The sequence below is a fragment of the Mameliella sp. AT18 genome, assembly GCF_028807275.1.
Taxonomy (GTDB): domain Bacteria; phylum Pseudomonadota; class Alphaproteobacteria; order Rhodobacterales; family Rhodobacteraceae; genus Antarctobacter; species Antarctobacter albus.
On sequence record NZ_JARAMO010000090.1, the window covers coordinates 17509 to 35173 of the forward strand.

9 protein-coding genes are annotated in these 17665 nt (G+C 64.4%); 7 read left to right on the forward strand and 2 right to left on the reverse strand.

Translation table 11 applies throughout. The annotated features are described in order from the left end of the window. Positions 1–7: 7 nt before the first annotated feature. The 4 genes from PVW46_RS12915 (at position 8) to PVW46_RS12930 (ending at position 6592) form a co-directional block, all read left to right on the forward strand. Positions 8–2449, forward strand: coding sequence for a GcvT family protein (locus tag PVW46_RS12915; RefSeq protein WP_069209361.1), 2442 nt, complete (start codon positions 8–10; stop codon positions 2447–2449). Further along, positions 2446–3366, forward strand: a complete 921-nt coding sequence (locus tag PVW46_RS12920; RefSeq protein ID WP_069209243.1) for a homocysteine S-methyltransferase family protein — start codon at positions 2446–2448, stop codon at positions 3364–3366. The genes PVW46_RS12915 and PVW46_RS12920 overlap by 4 nt, the downstream gene beginning before the upstream one ends. Positions 3367–3455: 89 nt before the next feature. Next, positions 3456–5900 (forward strand): GcvT family protein, encoded by a 2445-nt coding sequence (locus PVW46_RS12925; RefSeq protein WP_069209242.1) that lies wholly within the window; start codon positions 3456–3458, stop codon positions 5898–5900. A gap of 44 nt (positions 5901–5944) precedes the next feature. After that, positions 5945–6592 carry an RluA family pseudouridine synthase gene (locus PVW46_RS12930; protein WP_069209241.1) on the forward strand — a complete coding sequence of 216 codons (648 nt, stop codon included), beginning with the start codon at positions 5945–5947 and terminating at the stop codon, positions 6590–6592. 236 nt (positions 6593–6828) lie between these two features. Here PVW46_RS12930 and proA read toward each other — a convergent pair whose 3' ends face one another. Together proA and PVW46_RS12940 are read right to left on the reverse strand one after the other, a co-directional pair. Continuing rightward, a complete protein-coding gene (proA, locus tag PVW46_RS12935) occupies positions 6829–12669 on the reverse strand; it encodes an anti-phage protein ProA (RefSeq protein ID WP_500862255.1) in 5841 nt (1946 codons plus the stop codon). A 626-nt stretch (positions 12670–13295) separates the two neighbouring features. Next, on the reverse strand, positions 13296–14735 hold the full coding sequence (locus PVW46_RS12940; RefSeq protein WP_069209239.1) for an aldehyde dehydrogenase family protein: 1440 nt from the start codon (positions 14733–14735) through the stop codon (positions 13296–13298). A 194-nt stretch (positions 14736–14929) separates the two neighbouring features. Here PVW46_RS12940 and PVW46_RS12945 point away from each other — a divergent pair, with 194 nt between their 5' ends. The 3 genes from PVW46_RS12945 to PVW46_RS12955 all read left to right on the forward strand — a co-directional run bounded on the left by PVW46_RS12945 (position 14930) and on the right by PVW46_RS12955 (position 17634). Next, on the forward strand, positions 14930–15583 hold the full coding sequence (locus tag PVW46_RS12945) for a peroxiredoxin (protein WP_069209238.1): 654 nt from the start codon (positions 14930–14932) through the stop codon (positions 15581–15583). Positions 15584–15703: 120 nt separating this feature from the next. Continuing rightward, positions 15704–16741: a succinylglutamate desuccinylase/aspartoacylase family protein gene (locus PVW46_RS12950; protein WP_043136201.1), complete on the forward strand. Its 1038-nt coding sequence runs from the start codon at positions 15704–15706 to the stop codon at positions 16739–16741. Between the two features lie 104 nt (positions 16742–16845). Continuing rightward, positions 16846–17634: an exodeoxyribonuclease III gene (locus PVW46_RS12955; protein WP_274576116.1), complete on the forward strand. Its 789-nt coding sequence runs from the start codon at positions 16846–16848 to the stop codon at positions 17632–17634. Positions 17635–17665 lie beyond the last annotated feature (31 nt).

Consider the following 17665-nt stretch of genomic DNA (forward strand, 5'->3'; position numbering starts at 1 on the left):
GGCGATCATGTCCGATTTTCCGACACAGGCCCGGGTGGTCATCATCGGCGGCGGGGCGGTCGGCGCCTCTTGTGCCTATCACATTGCCAAGGCGGGTTGGGACTGTGTCCTGTTGGAAAAGAACGAGCTGACCGCCGGGTCGACCTGGCACGCGGCCGGCAATTGTCCTTCGTTCAGCACCTCCTGGGCGGTGATGAACATGCAGCGCTATTCGCTGGACCTTTACCGTCGGCTTGCGGATGAGGTCGATTACCCGATGAACTACCATGTCACCGGGTCGATCCGCCTTGGCCATTCGCGTGAACGCATGATGGAGTTCGAGCGCGCGCGCTCGATGGGGCAGTACCAGGGCATGAACCTTGAAATGCTCGCGGTTTCGGATCTGAAGGCGCGCTACCCGTTCCTTGAGACACATGATCTGGCCGGCGCGCTCTACGATCCCGATGACGGCGACATCGACCCGGCGCAGCTGACCCAGGCCCTTGCCAAGGGCGCGCGTCTGGCCGGGGCGCGGATCGAGCGGTTCTGCCCGGCGACGGGTGTCAGCCGCGAGAACGGTGAATGGATCGTGCACACGCACAAGGGCGACATCCGTTGCGAAAAGGTGGTGAATGCGGCCGGTTACTACGCGCAGCGCGTTGGCGAGTGGTTCAGGCCCTTCGGTGGGCGCACCGTGCCGATGGCGGTCATGAGCCACCAGTATTTCCTGACCGAGGAGATCCCGGCGCTGAAGGAATGGTCACAGGAGAACAGCAAGTTACCCCTGCTGCGGGATGTGGACAGCAGTTACTACCTGCGGCAGGAGAAATTCGGCCTGAACCTTGGCCCCTACGAGCGCAACTGCAAGGCGCACTGGATCACGCCCGACGATCCCATGCCCGAGGATTTCTCGTTCCAGCTCTATCCTGACGACCTGGAGCGGCTGGAGTGGTACATCGAGGACGCGATGGCGCGCGTCCCGCTGTTGGGTGAGGGCGGTGTGGGGCGCAATATCAACGGCCCCATCCCCTATGCGCCGGACGGTCTGCCCTTGCTGGGTCCGATGCCCGGCGTGCCCGATGCCTTCGAGGCCTGTGTCTTTACCTTCGGCATCACCCAGGCGGGCGGTGCGGGCAAGGTGCTGGCGGAATGGGTCACCGAGGGCCAGACCGAATGGGACATGTGGGCCACCGACCCCCGCCGGTTCACCGATCACACCGACCCGCAGTACTGCGTGGACAAGGCGATGGAGGTCTACGGCCACGAATACGCCATGCATTTCCCGCATCACTCCTGGCCCGCCGCGCGGGATCGCAAGACCTCGCCAATGCATGATCGGGTCAAAGCGTTGGGCGGTGTCATGGGCGCCTACAATGGCTGGGAGAGGGCCAACTGGTTCGCGCAGCCGGGTGACGACACCTCCGAGGCCGCGACCCAGACCTGGGATCGTGCAGGCCCTTGGGAGGCGCGCGTGCGCGAGGAATGCGAGGCAGTGCGCGACGGTGTCGGCGTGCTGGACCTGCCCGGCTTTTCGCGGTTCGACGTTCAGGGACCGGGCGCGGCAGACTGGTTGCTGTCGCGGATTGCCGGAACGCTGCCGGAGCCCGGGCGCATGAACCTGGCCTATTTCGCCGATGCTCGGGGCCGTATCCTGACAGAGATGAGCGTCATGGCGCATGGCCCCGATCATTTCATGCTGATCACCGCCGCCGCCGCGCAATGGCACGACCGTGACCTCCTGCTGGCGGACAAACCGGCGGAGGTCACCGTGACCGACCGCACGCGCGATTTTTCCGCCCTGATTGTCACCGGCCCCAAGACGCGGGACCTGTTCGTGGCACTGGGCACAGAGGCGGACCTGGCGCTGCCCTGGCTGTCTGTGCAGCAGGCGGTCGTCGCCGGAGTCCCTTGCGGGCTGGCGCGCGTGTCCTTCGCCGGGGAACTGGGGTGGGAAATCCATGCCGCAACGGACGAGATCCCGGCCATCTACGAGGCCGTTCTGGCGGCTGGCGCCAGGCCCTTCGGCATGTTTGCCCTCGACAGTCTGCGCCTCGAAAAGGGTTATCGTGCCTGGAAAGGCGACCTGTCCACCGACTATTCTCTTGTCGAGGCGGGGCTGGAACGGTTCGTCAGGCTCGACAAGCCGCAGGATTTCCCCGGCAAGGAGGCGCTGACGACCGAAGTGGTCACGGGGCCGAAGAAACGCTTTGTCACGCTGAAAGTCGAGGCGGGCGCGGCGGATGCCCCCTACATGTCGACCCTCTGGCAGGGCGGTGAAATCGTCGGAGAGACCACCTCCGGCGGCTGGGGATACCGTGTCGGCGCCTCCATCGCGTTGGGCATGGTGCGGGCCGATCTGGCCGTGCCGGGTACGGAACTGACCGTGGACATCTTCGGCCAAAGGTGCCGTGCCACGGTTCAGCTGGATGGTCCGCTCTGGGATCCGCAAAACGAAAGGTTGAAGGCATGACCCGCATAACCCTGCTGGATGGTGGCATGGGGCAAGAACTGGTGCGCCGCAGCGGTGCTCCGGTCAGCCCGCTCTGGGCGACGCAGGTCATGCTGGATCGTCCCGGCCTGGTGGCAGAGGTGCACCGCGACTATGCCCTGGCCGGGGCCAGCGTGGCCACGACCAACACCTATGCCATCCACCGCGACAGGCTGCGGGGCGGGGCCTCCAATCACTATGCCGCCGACGGCACCGAACTGCCGGACCTCGAAGCGCGGTTCGCGGATCTGCACCGTGCCGCCCTGGAAGAGGCCGGGGCGGTCCGCGATCGCGGTCGCATTGCGGGCTCCATCGGGCCGCTGGGGGCCAGTTACCGCGCCGACCTGCACCCGGAAGAGGCCGAGGCCATCCCGCTCTATGCCGAGGTCGCGAAACTTCTGGCGCCCTCCGTCGACCTGCTGCTGTTCGAAACCATCCCGTCGCTCGCCGCCGCCCGCGCCTGCCTGGCAGCGGGCCGGCAGACCGGGCTTCCTGTGTGGCTGGCCTTCACCGTCGACGACGAGGATGGCAGCCGCCTGCGCTCCGGTGAGCCGGTCTCCGAGGCGGTGCGGATCGCGCAAGAGGCCGACGCCGTGCTCGCAAATTGTTCGGCGCCCGAGGCGATGCCTGCCGCTCTCGACGCTTTTTCCGCGGGAGACCGCCCCTTCGGTGCCTATGCCAATGCCTTCACCACCCTGACCAAGGAGTACGTGGCCGGCGGGACCACCGCCGCTGCGCTTTCTGCCCGCCGCGACATGGGGCCAGAGGCCTACGCGGATCACGTCATGGACTGGGTCGACCGGGGTGCCTCCATCGTTGGCGGCTGCTGCGAGACGAACCCCGCACATATCGCCGAAATCGCACGCCGCCTGCGTGCCGCTGGGCATGAGATCGCCTGATGTTTCTTCTCTGCAAAAATACTCCAAACCGCGCCCGAAGGGCGCGCCGGTCGGACGCGTCTGCGTCCGCAACCCCATGAGGTTCTGACATGTCCCTTCCCGCACAGGCCCGCGCCGTCATCATCGGCGGCGGTGTCATCGGCTGTTCGCTTGCCTATCACCTGGCGAAACTCGGCTGGACCGACGTCGTCCTTCTGGAGCGCAAGCAGCTGACCTCCGGCACCACCTGGCACGCTGCCGGTCTCATCGCGCAGCTGCGCGCCACTGCCAACATGACCCGGCTGGCGAAATACAGCCAGGAACTCTATGGCCGGCTCGAGGAGGAAACCGGCATTGCCACCGGGTTCCGGCGCGTGGGCTCGATCACTGCCGCCCTGACCGCCGAACGGCACGAGGAGTTGCGCCGCTCCGCCGCGATGGCCCGTGCCTTCGGGGTCGAGATCGACGAGATCGACACGGGCGAGATCGCCCGCAAGTACCCGCATCTCAACACCGATGGCGTTTTGGGCGGGGTCTACCTGCCCAGGGACGGTCAGGGCGATCCTGCCAATATCGCGCTGGCGCTTGCCAAGGGCGCGCGCCAGCGCGGCGCCGTGATTGCCGAGCGGACGAAGGCCACCGGCGTCACTTCCGATGGCGACCGGATCACGCAGGTTCACTGGCAGGCAGAGGATGGCACCTCGGGCAGCATTGCGGCGGAGCACGTCGTCAATTGCGCGGGCATGTGGGGGCGCGAAGTGGGGGCCATGCTGGGCACCGACGTCCCACTTCAGGCCTGCGAACACTTCTACATCGTGTCCGAACCGATCCAGGGCCTGACCCAGCTTCCGGTCCTGCGCGTCCCCGACGAATGCGCCTATTACAAGGAGGACGCGGGCAAGCTGATGCTGGGCGCCTTCGAGCCGGGGGCCAAGCCCTGGGCGCTGCAAGGCATCCCGCAGAACTTCGAGTTCGATCAACTGCCCGAGGATTTCGACCATTTCGAGCCGATCCTCGAAAAGGCCGTGCACCGTATGCCGATCCTGGCCAGTGCGGGCATCCATACCTTCTTCAACGGGCCGGAATCCTTTACGCCCGACAATGCCTATTACATGGGGCTGTGTCCCGGGCGCGCGAATGTCTGGGTCGCGGCGGGCTTCAACTCCATCGGTATCCAGTCGGCGGGTGGCGCGGGCATGGCCCTGGCGCAGTGGATGAACGACGGCGAGAAACCCTTTGATCTTGGCGACGTGGACATCGCTCGCGCGCAGGGCTTTCAGACCAACCGCAGCTACCTTGCAGCCCGTGTGTCGGAAACGCTGGGCCTGCTTTACGCCGATCACTATCCCTATCGGCAAAAGGAAACCGCGCGGGGCATCCGCCGGTCTCCCTTCCATGACCGGCTGGCAGAGCGTGGCGCCGTCTTTGGCGAACTGGCCGGGTGGGAGCGTGCCAATTGGTACGCGCGCCCCGGAGAGGATCCGGAGTACCGCTATTCCTGGCGGCGCCAGAACTGGTTTGAGAACGCCGCCGAAGAACACCGCGCCATCCGCGAAAACGTCGCCATGTACGACATGTCGTCTTTCGGCAAGCTGCGGGTCGAAGGGCGCGATGCCGAAGCCTTTCTCAACCACGTCTGTGGCGCCGATCTGTCGACCCCGGTGGGCAAGATCACCTATACCCAGTTCCTCAACGCCAGAGGCGGGATCGAGGCGGATGTGACCGTCACCCGACTTTCCGAAACCGCCTACCTGGTTGTAACCCCCGCCGCCACGCGCCGGGCCGACGAAACCTGGCTGCGCCGCCACGCGGGCGACCGAAACGTCGTCATCACCGATGTGACCGCATCAGAAGGGGTGCTGGCCGTCATGGGGCCGCAGGCGCGTGACCTGATGCGGGCCGTCTCGCCCGATGATTTCTCAAACGCGACCAACCCTTTCGGGACCGCGCAGCGGATCGAGATCGGCATGGGAGAGGCACGGGTTCATCGCGTCTCCTACGTCGGCGAACTGGGGTGGGAGGTCTATGTCGGCGCCGACATGGCCAGCCATGTCTTCGACACGCTCTGGCAGGCGGGGCAGGACTATGGGCTGACCCTCGCCGGACTGCATGTCATGGACACATGCCGCGCCGAAAAGGCGTTTCGCCATTTTGGCCATGACATCACCTGCGAGGATCACGTCCTGGAGGCCGGGCTGGGCTTTGCCGTGAAGACCGCCAAGCCCGAATTCATCGGCCGTGACGCGGTATTGGCAAAGCGTGAGGCGGGGCTGGACAAAAGGCTGGTGCAATTCCTTCTGAACGATGCCGAACCGCTGCTCTACCACAACGAGCCCGTCCTTCGGGACGGTCAGATCGTCGGCCACCTGAGTTCGGGCGCCTATGGTCATACGCTCGGGGGCGCCGTGGGGTTGGGCTATGTTCCCTGCAAGGGCGAAACCGCTGATCAACTTCTGTCGTCGAGCTATGAAATCGACGTGGCCGGTACGCGCGTGCAGGCGCGGGCCTCGCTTAAACCGCTCTACGATCCGAAATCGGAACGGGTGAAGGTCTAGGCAGACGGGGTTGCGCCCGGGCGCCCCGCTTGTCAAAGGGGGACATGGCATCCGACTATGATCCCCCCAAAGGCGAAATCCCCGTTCTTTACGAGGACACCGACCTGCTGGTCGTCGACAAGCCCGCCGGGCTGTTGTCCGTCCCCGGCAAGGGTGAGGACCTGCAGGACTGCCTGCTGAGCCGACTGGAAAAGGCCTTTCCCACTGTCCGCCTCGTGCACCGGCTGGACCGGGATACCTCGGGTGTCATGGTCTTTGGCCTGACGCCCCATGCGCAGCGTCACCTGGGCAACCAGTTCGAGACTCGCAAGACGAAAAAGACCTATCTCGCCCGGCTGCACGGTCACCTGGAGCCTGCAACCGGAGAGGTCGACCTGCCGCTGATCGTCGACTGGCCCAACCGGCCCCGGCAAAAGGTCTGCCGCGAGACGGGCAAACCCGCGCTGACCGGCTGGAAGGTGCTCAAGAGCGATGAAGGTGAGACCCGCGTGCGCCTCTTTCCGCATACCGGGCGCAGCCACCAGTTGCGGGTGCACACGCTGGCCCTTGGGCACCCGATCCTTGGTGACACGCTATATGCGCCGGAGACGGCGGATCAGTACCCGCGCATGATGCTGCATGCCGAGGAACTGCGCCTGAACCACCCCGAGAGCGGCAAGGGCATGAAATTCCGGGCGCCTGCGCCGTTCTGAGGGACTGGTTGCAAGGCGTTCCGAGCGCGCTATCGCGGTGGGACTTGTGGCGTTGTGATCGGCCTTTGAGAGCCGTCGTGCCGCCCGCCTCGCTCCTGTCTCTGGCAAACTGGGTGCCAAACGACGCGTTTGCGAAGGCGCTGCAATAGTCGCCCCAATTCTTTGCGCAAATCTGCCACGTCGGCTTCGTCGATCCGGTTTCTGGGCCGGTCCAAAGGACCATCCCTCGCATAGGGTCAACTTGCTTGGCTTGCTCGCCAGGCCACGCAGTCCGAAAGATAGGCCCGGGCATCGGCCGACAGGCGGGCAATGCCCGCATGGCGCGCCAGGTCGAGAACCGGGTCCTCGCTCTTGTTCAATTCGGAACTATGGCGATCATAGAGGTTGGCGATCTCCGTGCGTGAGATGTCCCTGATGGACCGGTCCATCCCCGGGCGGAACGCCAGCCTGTCGGCCTTCGTCCCCGCGGCCCAAAGGAATTCGGTATCTCCCTCCTTATGAATCTCGACCAGGCGGAGCGCCTTGGAGATCTGTCCCGAGATTCGCCGGCCAGTCCGCTGCCAGCCATGCATTCCGGAAACCCGCTTGCCCAGCAGGGCGACCGGCATGGGCCCCTCGCGCTTGACGATGCTCGCAATCAGCCTTTCAAGGACGGGAATGTACTGGGCATCGTAGAATTTTTCGGGGTCCGGGATCGCCTCATCCAAACCTGCATCGTTCGACCGCTCTGCGACGGCTGCGGCTGACGCCCTGGAGTACTGGGCCTCCTGCCGGACAGGATCGGGCTCTGCGGTTGTTTCATTGACAATGGGTTTGGCGGTATCGGGTGCCACTGGCTGACGGTCATTCGAGACTTCGGTGACTTCATCCTGCTGCTCTGGACGCATAGCTTTGCGGGCCGCGTCTTTTTCAGCTCTCTTGATGCGATCCATTTCAAGATGTGCGGTCAGCGCGGCGTTTATGCGTTCGACCACTGCCGCGGGGTTGCGGAACCAGTCGGTCGACCAGATCCGAAATATCGTCCAGCCAAGGTTCTCAAGCACCGCCTGCCGCACCTTGTCACGATCTCGCGCCGTGGCAGAGCCGTGATAGGTTGCGCCGTCGCATTCGATCCCTGCGAGGTAGATGCCAGCATGATCCGGATGCACGACGCCCAGGTCGATACGGAAGCCTGACACGCCGATCTGTGGGCGCAGTTCCCATCCTTTCGCCTCGATGGCGGCCTTGATTGCGGCCTCGAAGAGGTTCTCGACCGGGCCAAGCGAACCTTCGTCCTGGGCGGGGAGCGCCTCGGGACCGCGCGCAGCGAAGTCCAGGAAGTTCTTGAGATGCCTTACGCCAAGGGCCCTGGTCCGGGTTAGATCGATCTGGTCGGCACGGATCGAAGCAAAGACATGCAACTCGGCTCGCGCGCGGGTGACTGCCACGTTCAGACGCTTTTCGCCACCATCGCCATTCAGGGCGCCAAAGGCCATTGACAGCTTGCCGGCATGATCTGGACCGAAGGTGATCGAAAACAGCATCACGTCGCGTTCGTCGCCCTGAATGTTCTCCAGGTTCTTGACGATGACCGGCTCTTCCCGGGCGTCCTCGAAGAACCACTCCAGATCGGGGTTCTTGCGCCGCTCTTCGTCGAGCAGGTCCAGGATAAGCCCCTGCTGCTCGGCGTTGAAGGTGATGACGCCGAGCGTCAGTCTCTCTTCCTCCGGCCAGGTCAGCCATTCGTTCAGGCGCCGAACAGTCATGCGGACGATGGCGCGGGCCTCTGCCTCGTTGGTCCGGCCCTGACCCCGACCGTATACGCCATCGACCTGGTGCAGGCTGACCGCCCCCGAAGCCGTTTCCGGAGACGGGAAGGTCACCAGGCGGCCGCCGTAGTAATGCCAGTTGGAGAAGGCGATCAGGGCCTCGTCCCGGCTCCGGTAGTGCCAGTCGAGCTGCTGGGTCGGGATACCTGCTGCGGCGACCTCGTCCAGGATCGATGCAAGATCGCGCTCTGACTCGGGCAATTCTTCTTCGCCGGAGTCGCTGCGCCCGAAGAAATTTGTCGGGGGCAGCTGCTTGGGGTCCCCCACGATGATCGCCTGTTTGCCACGCGCGATGGCGCCAATCGCATCCCAGGTGGTGATCTGCGACGCCTCGTCGAAGATCACCACGTCGAAGGCGGCCTGCCCGGCCGGGAGGTACTGTGCCACCGAAAGAGGGGACATCAGCACACAGGGCGCCAGCTTGGTGAAGGCGTCGGGCATTTCCGAGATCAGCTTGCGGATCGGCATGCTGGGCCGCTGCAGGTTCAGCTGATGCCTCAGGGTTCCGAGTTCCGATTTGCGAGGCACGCCGTCCTGTGCGGGCAGCCCATGCTGGATGCGGGACAGGACCTGACCGGCGGCCATCTCCGTCGCGCGGTCGTCCAACGCCCGGAACCGCCTGATCGCATCCTCATGCGACCAATGCGAGAAGCCGCGCAGCTCGGGCTGCGCATCCATCGTTCGCGGAAGCCACCAAGCCGCGTAGGCCGCGGCAAAGGCCGCATCGACGTCGCCCTCGATCCGGCCCTCTTCGACCGCAAGGACCAGGGCATCGAGCCCGGCGCCCTTGGCTTGAGAACGCACTTCGATCCACCGAGTCCAGTCCTGCAAGTGTTCCTTGTTGTCCTGGATTTCCTGCAAGGCCACGAGCAGCTCTGACAGGGCGAGACCTTCGGGCGATGCCTGAGATACTTGCGCGAAGGCGGCGATGTGCTCTTTCCAGGTGTCGTGCTTGCGCTGGAACAGGGTCACTGCGTTTCGCAGATCGCCGGCACTCCGTTTGGCGAGGCTCAGGCACGCCCCATCCCAGCGGGCCGGGTCTGAGACGGCAGGTGCGGCCTCGGCAAGCGCGGCCTTCATTGTGCGCGCCTGTTCGATCCAGCTGGCAAGGTGTGCCGCATCGGTTTCCACGCCCTTGACCGCGGGGCATTCGGTCAACGGGGTTGCCTCGATCTCGGCCCGGGCGCGATTGGCGTCAGCCAGTGCGGTGATGTCCGAATGGGGATCCGCTTTCCCGCCCTCTGCGTAGGTCCGCAAGAGCTTGCGCACCGAGGATTTGGCAAAGACCGAGAAAGGCCACATCTTGGTCTGCGCGAGCCGCCAATTGGCATCGAGTTGATCCAACGGAATGGAATCCAACCGATCCATAGGATAGCGCCCGGCGGTCCGTCCGGCAGCGGCGGTGTAGGCCGCAAGCCTGTCCCGCAGCATTTCGGCCTGCGCCTGCATTTCCTCGACATCGTGCGCCAGCGCCCAGCTCACGTCGTCACCATCGGCGGGGATCGAGGACAGGGCCAGCAGTGGCGCCAGCTCGGCAGTCTCGCCGGTCCCCGTCCAGGTCAACCCGGCATGATGAGCGAGGGCCTCGGTTGCCTCGGCCAGCTCTCGGGTTGCCGTGCTCAGCTTGGCGCAGCGGTCCAGAAGATCCGCTTGCCAGCCGAAGGACCACTCTTCTGCCTGCACCAGTGGAAGGGGCTTGCGGTCCGCGACGATGTCCCGGCATCGTCCCAGGGACTCGGCCATTTTCCGAAGGTGTGTGTAGCTTTCCGCGTCATGAGCGTCCTTGTGCGCGAAGGACAGGCTGAAGGGGTGTTCGTGGCCTGTGGCTGTCCCGATGGCCTGGAAGACACTGAAACCCTGTGTCCCCTTTGCGTGCAGCGCCGTAACGTATGTGTTCAACTGTTCCCGGGTGACGGATAGCTCATCCGTCACCTCGATCCATTCGTCCCTCGCGCCGCTGGCGGAACGGGCCCAACTGCGGCCAAGCTGGCTCAGCACCGACTTTCGGTCGGACTTGTTGGAATGGAGTTCCAGCACCGCATCACCAAGCCCGTGCGACGCAAGCCGCCGCTGCACCACGTCCAGCGCTGCCGATTTCTCGGCCACGAACAGCACAGTTTTCTGCATGGCGAGGCATTGCGAGATGATGTTGGCGATGGTCTGGCTCTTGCCGGTCCCCGGCGGGCCGATCAGGACGAAATCGTGTCCTTCCTGCGCGGCCAGGACGGCGGCAAGCTGAGAGGAATCCGCGGGCAACGGCGTGAACAGGTCGCGCGGTGCCAGCCTTCTGTCTACATCGACCGCCATCGGCAGCCCCGGCATGTCTTCGGCCAGGAAGGGCTCGGTCGGGTTGTCGACGAGGTGCTTGACCAGCGCGCTTTCGCGCAGGCTGTCTGTCCGCTCCACCAGGTCCTTCCACATGAGGAACTTGGCAAAAGAAAAGGTCGAGAGCGCCAGTTCCTCGACCACCTCGAAACCGGCGACGTCGCGGACCTTGTGGCGCATGATCTCGAAGATCCGAGGCAGGTCGAAACCGCTCTCGTCGCGCGGAAGGTCGCCTTCCAGCTCTGGTACTTGCAGGTCGAAATCGCGCTTGAGGAATTCCAGCAACGTGGTGTTGAAGCGTACCTCGTCTTCGTGATGTTCGATCACGAACTCCGATTGCGCGGACTTTCGCGAGATTTTCACCGGCACCAAAAGCAAGGGGGCGCGGTAGTTGCGGGTATCTCCTTCGGACTTCTTCCAGCGCAGAAAACCGGCGGCCAGGAACAGCGTATTCGTACCGCCCTCCTGCATGTCGCTCTTGGCCCGGCGATGCAGTTCAAGCAGCCTCCGGTCGCTTTCCTTGCGCGTCAGCGGCACCGCGATCTGGCCTTTCCCGAAGGCATCCTTTGCGACCTCCGCAAGGAGCCTGGGTTCTTCCTGTGCCAGGAGATCGCGCGTGCCGACAGGGTCCTCGTCCTTCAGTGCCAAGGCGCGGAACTTCTTGCCGTCGGCAAGCTGGTCCTCAAGTGCCGAGACATCAGGGCACAGGAAAGGCAGCGTTTGCTTGCTGTCCTTGAAGTTCAACAGTCGATTGCGCAGCGACAAGTCCAGCAACTTGCGCTGCCATCGGGAAATCCGGTCCGCGGGCGTCGCGGCTGCGTCCTCGATCAACTCTCCCGGGAGCAGGCCCAGATCCAGCGGTTGCGGCAAGGCGGCCGGGCTTGCGACCGGCTCTTCCATCTCCGATTCTCGTTCGAGACGATGGCCTGCAAGCGGACGGATCCTTGCGGCGCGGGCGCGCCGGATGTCGACCGCCATGACGAAGCTGTGTTCATTCCGCTCGGAGGTCAGTTCTCGCGCGGTTTCGACAGCTTGTTCGAAACCGACACTGGGTTTCTTCGTCAGCAGCGTGGTCTCCATGACCACGAACTCACGCGCATCGATCGCCTTGCGGACCGTCATTACGTCCGGCTCGCTGACGGCCCCGAAATCCCGTTCGGTCAGCCAGACACCGGTCCAAGCATGCCCCTCGGAGAACAGCACCACGGGATTGAGACCTGCGGCCTCGAAGCAACCGGCCAGCAACAGGGCGCTGTCCAGGCAGGTTGCAAGACCTTCGGATTTGATCCGGCCCGGATCGCGGACCTTTTGACCACGCGTTTCAAAGCTCGCAGGTGGCACCGCGTAGGTCAGCCCCATGCCGGTGACTGCCGACCATATCGCGCCGGCCAACATCCACGCGCCGGCGGGATCACGGGATTGATAACCGTCCATCGCGCCGTTCTGCCCGGCGCCTTCCAGGAGTCGGCTGGCCTCCTTGAGGATGCCGGCAACGACCGCGTCGTTGGGCGACACAAAGGCCGCAAGCAGATGCGCCATGTCGCCCACTCCGCCCCACTCGTCACGAGCGAGCATTTCAATCGGGCGTCGTTCAATCAGCAGGTCGGTGTCGCCCTGCCGGACAAGGAAGTGCAGGTCTCCCAATTCGGCCTCGTTGAGGCCACCCAGGAGGCTGGTGTCCAACGGGGTCTCCAGGTCATGCAGATCTTGTCGCTGCCCGGGGACCAGTCGATCCAGCGTCCAGCTTTTTGAACGGATCAATCCGGGCATGCAGGTCAAATCGAGTGTAATATTGTCGAGCGGCGTATCGGACAAGTTCTGCAATTGCACCTTTTTCAGGATGGAAACACCATTCTGAGAAGAGGCGAAATTCACTTTCCGCGCGACGGTCAGTTCGAGAATAAGGTCGCCCGGGCTTTCTTTGCCCGTCCCATCAAATGACATTTTCGAAACCCCGTCGCCAAAACAATTCGGAGAATAGTCACGCACAGGGCCAACTGACTGTCAATTCGGCGATGGTTTGCGCTGAACTGCTATACCCTTGTTCCGCATAGTTACGTTGGTCCAATCCAGAGGGGCTGTTTCCAAACGCTGAGGACGCTCCTGCCGGGTGCTCCGTTGAGGGGGTATCAGGGAAGGTGGTGCTTGCGGTCGTTGAGGCCTGTCGCTTGATCGCGCAAAGCGATCCGCCCTGCGGGCGGCCCGTCTGCGGTTGATGGATGTGTCTACGCGGGCATTCAGGCATCCCGCGCTGCAGTGGGCGAAGGCGTTCAGAACCCGGAACCGGGACCCAGGGCATTGGCACCAGGTCGAGCCGCTACCGCTGGCTTGGCTATTGCGGGATCTGCGGGCGCCGATAGAAGGACTGTCGCCGCTCGAACGCCGGTTCCTTCATCCTGATCCACAGAGCCGTGTCTGCAGGTGGCTGCGACTTGCTTCTACATGCGCGCCGATAAGGGCCCCAGGGCAATGGTCCTTTCAGGGCGGCCAGTAGGGGCGTCGACGCAACGCCACGCGGGCGTTGCGTCGAAATCCCTTCGCGCCGGCAGACTGTCAGGCGTGGCGTCGGATCACTCCGCTGCCCAGCCCGACACGGCCTTGACCTCGACGAAATCATGGATGCCCCAACTGCCACCCTCGCGGCCATTGCCGGACATCTTCATGCCGCCGAAGGGCGCGCCCGCGCCGCGGCTTTCGCCGTTCATCTCGACCATGCCCGACCGCAGGGCGCGGGCCATCCGCGCCCGCCGCGCGCCGTCCTGGCTCTGGACATAGTTGGTCAGCCCGTAGGGCGTGTCATTGGCGATCTGCACCGCCTCGTCCTCGTCCTCGAACTTCAGGATCGACAGCACCGGGCCAAAGATCTCCTCCTGCGCGATGGTCATGTCGTTGGTGACATCGGCAAAGACCGTGGGTCGGACGTAAAAGCCCTTGTTGAATCCCTCGGGACGGCCGGGACCGCCTGCGACCAGCCGGGCACCTTCCTCGATGCCCTTTTCGATCAGGCCCTGGATCTTGTCCCACTGGCTGCCATTGACCACGGGCCCGATGTGCCGCCCTTCCTCGGAGGCCGGACCCACCGTGATCTTCTCGGCAATCGCCGCCGCTTCTTCGACCACGCGATCATAGATCGGCGCCTCGACCAGCATCCGGCTGGGCGCGTTACAGCTTTGTCCCGAATTGTTCATCATGTGCAGCACGCCGCGCTTGACCGCCTTTTCATCCGCATCGGCAAAGACCAGGTTCGCGCCCTTGCCGCCAAGCTCCAGGTGCACGCGCTTCAGCGTGTCCGCCGCGGCGACCGAGATCAGCCGCCCCGCGCGGGTCGAGCCGGTAAAGCTGACCATGTCGACGTCCGGGTGGCTGGACAGTTGCGAACCGACGCCCGTACCGTCCCCGTTGACCAGGTTGAACACGCCCGGCGGCAGGTCGGCGGCCTCCATGATCTCGGCAAAGATCATGGCGTCCAGCGGGCTTTCCTCGGAGGGCTTCAGGACCATCGTGTTGCCCGCCACCAGCGCCGCGCCCACCTTGAGCGTGATCTGGTTCATCGGCCAGTTCCACGGGGTGATCAGGGCGCAGACGCCCACAGCCTCGTGGATGATCCGGTCGTTCGGGGCGTGGTCGCCCAGCGGACGTTCCCAGGGAAATTCCTTGGCCGCCTGGATGAAGGTCTTGAGGTGACGGATGCCGGCCCCGGCCTGCAGCGTCTTGGCCATGTCGATGGGGGCGCCCATTTCCATGCTGATCGCAGTGCCCAGGTCCTCGGTCCGTGTCTTGTAGGCTGCGTAGACGCGTTCCAGTGCCGCGATGCGCTCTTCGACGGGCGTGGCCATCCAGCCGGGCAGGGCGGCCTTGGCGGCCGCGACGGCGGCATTGGTATCGGCTTCGCCGCCCAGCGAGATCACGGCGCAGGGTTCTTCCGTGGACGGGTCGATCACCTCTTGGGCGGTGCCCGCCAGCGGCTCGACCCAGGCGCCGTTGATGTAGAACTGACGTTTCTCGATCATGTCATAACTCCTGCGTAGAAAGACAGGCGTCCGGCCGTTCCGGAAAGCTCCCGAAACGGCCGGACGCCCGTTTTGCGGCACTCTGTCACCCCCTCCACAGAGGCGCAAGACGGGGCTTTACATCTGCAATTTAGAATGTATCTAAACAGGCATAGTCAAACCCGAGCATTTCGGACAGGAAAGGACATCTGATCATGGCCCTGCGTATCAACGACGAACTTCCCAACCTTACCGTGACCACCGACCTGGGCGAGGTCACCCTGCATGACTGGATTGGCGACAGCTGGGCGATCCTGTTCTCGCACCCCAAGGATTTCACCCCCGTCTGCACCACCGAATTCGGCGCCGTCGCACAGCTGGCCGCCGAGTGGGAAAAGCGCGGCACCAAGGTGATGGGCATTTCCGTCGACGGTGTCGAAGAGCACAAGCAGTGGAAAGGTGACATCGAAAAGACCTCCGGTGCGACGGCTGCGTTCCCGATCATCGCGGACGAGGACATGGCCGTGTCCAAGGCGTTGGACATGCTGCCCGCGGACGCCTACCTGCCCGATGGTCGTACCGCCGCTGACAGCGCCTCGGTGCGCTCGGTCTTCATCGTTGCGCCGAACAAGAAGGTGCAGCTGATGATGACCTACCCGATGTCGGTGGGACGCAACTTTGCCGAGGTCCTGCGCGCGTTGGACGCCCTGCAGGCGACCTATGAAACTCCGATCGCCACCCCGGCCAACTGGACCGTGGGCCAGGACGTGATCGTGGCGCTGTCGCTGAACGACGAGCAGGCCAAGGAAAAGTTCGGCGAGGTCAACGTCGTGCTGCCTTATCTGCGCACCACCAAGATGCCGGCCTGATCCGGCCCCGGACCCGACAGACAGGCGGGCGTCCCATGTGGGGCGCCCGTTTTCATTGATACCGGGCGCTTGCACGCGGGGACGTCGCGGCCTAATCGGAATGGAACAGGAGGCCTCACCATGCGGGACCCGTTCATTCTTGGCGACCAGAGGGTTGCCCCCGGCACACGGCGGACGGTGGATCTGCCGGTCTCCGTGCTGTCCGATCATACCCCGGTGACGCTGTCTGCACATGTGGTGCATGGCAAGCGGCCCGGTCCGGTCATGTTCGTCTCGGCGGCCATCCACGGCGACGAGGTCATCGGGGTCGAGATCGTTCGGCGCCTCTTGCGGGCGGCGCCGGTGGCGCGGCTGTCGGGGACGCTGGTGGCGGTGCCGATCGTCAACTCCTTCGGCTTTATCAACCGTTCCAGGTACTTGCCTGACCGGCGCGACCTGAATCGCAGTTTCCCGGGCTCGCCGCAAGGGTCGCTGGCGGCGCGCCTTGCGCATCTCTTCCTGACCGAGATCGTAACCCGCTGCGACGTCGGCATCGACCTGCATTCCGCCGCCGTCGGCCGCACCAACCTGCCGCAGATCCGACTGACGGCGGGAAATGCGCGTCTGCGCGAACTGGGGGGGGCCTTTGCGGCGCCGGTGACAATGATGTCCAAGACCCGCGAGGGGTCGCTGCGCCTTGTGGCACAGAATGCCGGTGTCGATGTGCTGCTGTACGAGGCAGGCGAGGGGCTGCGGTTCGACGAACACGCGGCCCGTGCCGGGGTCTCGGGGATCCTGCGGGTGATGGCGCGGCTGGGCATGATCGCGGGGCGCGGTGTGCCGCGCGCCCGGGTCGGCTCGGTGATCTGCGAGCGGTCGTCCTGGGTGCGGGCCTCCTCCGGGGGGCTGCTGCGCACGCTGAAACGCCGGGGTGACTACGTCGAGGCCGGGCAGGTTCTGGGCGTCGTCTCCGACCCGTTCGGAGAGCGCGAGGCCGAGGTGATCGCGGATGTGACCGGCATCCTGGTGGGACGGTCCGACCTGCCCGTGGTGAACGAGGGCGATGCCCTGTTCCATATCGCCGAACCTCTGGAACCCGAAAAGGCCGAAGCGGCGGCGGAACGGTTCGATGCCGACCTGGAGGCGCCGCCCCTCTTCGATGAGGATGAGATCATCTGATTGATCTCAAAGAGTTTATTTCCACACTCCCGGCGTGGGGAAACGTGGTTGCGCAGGCCGTCCCGGCTTGGCAGTCTCGCCGGGCCTGAAACCCGGAGTCGCCTATGCCCTTTACGCTTGCCACCTGGAACATCAACTCGGTCCGGCTGCGGGCGGGGCTGGTCGAGAAGCTCTTGACCGAGGAAGCGCCGGACGTGCTGTGCCTGCAGGAATGCAAGTCGCCGGTGGCCAAGATCCCGCACGAGATCTTTGCAGCGCTGGGCTATACGCACATGGTTGCGCGGGGCGAGAAGGGCTATAACGGCGTGGCGATCCTGTCGAAACTGCCCATCGAGGACGTGGGCGACAAGGATTTCGCTGACCTGGGGCACGCGCGCCATGTCGCGGCACGCATGGATAACGGTCTGACAATCCACAATTTTTACGTTCCCGCTGGCGGCGATGTGCCGGACCGCGACAAGAACGTGAAGTTCGGCCAGAAACTGGATTACGTCGCCGGGATGCGCGACTGGTTTGCCTCTGAAAAACCGCAAAAGGCGATACTGGTGGGCGATCTGAACATCGCCCCGCTGGAGGATGACGTCTGGGATCACAAGAAGATGCTCAAGGTGATCTCGCACACGCCGGTCGAGGTCGAGGCACTGGGCGAGGCACAAGATGCTGGGGCTTGGGTGGATGTGACCCGCAAGGACTTGCACGTGGGCAAGCTCTATAGCTGGTGGTCCTATCGTGCGAAGGACTGGGATGCCGCCGACAAGGGGCGGCGGTTGGACCACGTCTGGGCAACGCCGGACATCGCCAACGCGGCGCACGGCAGCCGTATCCTGCGCGACGCGCGCGGTTGGGAAAAACCGTCGGATCACGCGCCCGTCTTTGCCAGTTTCGACCTCTAGTTTTTTGTACAAAACGTACGTTTTGTACGTC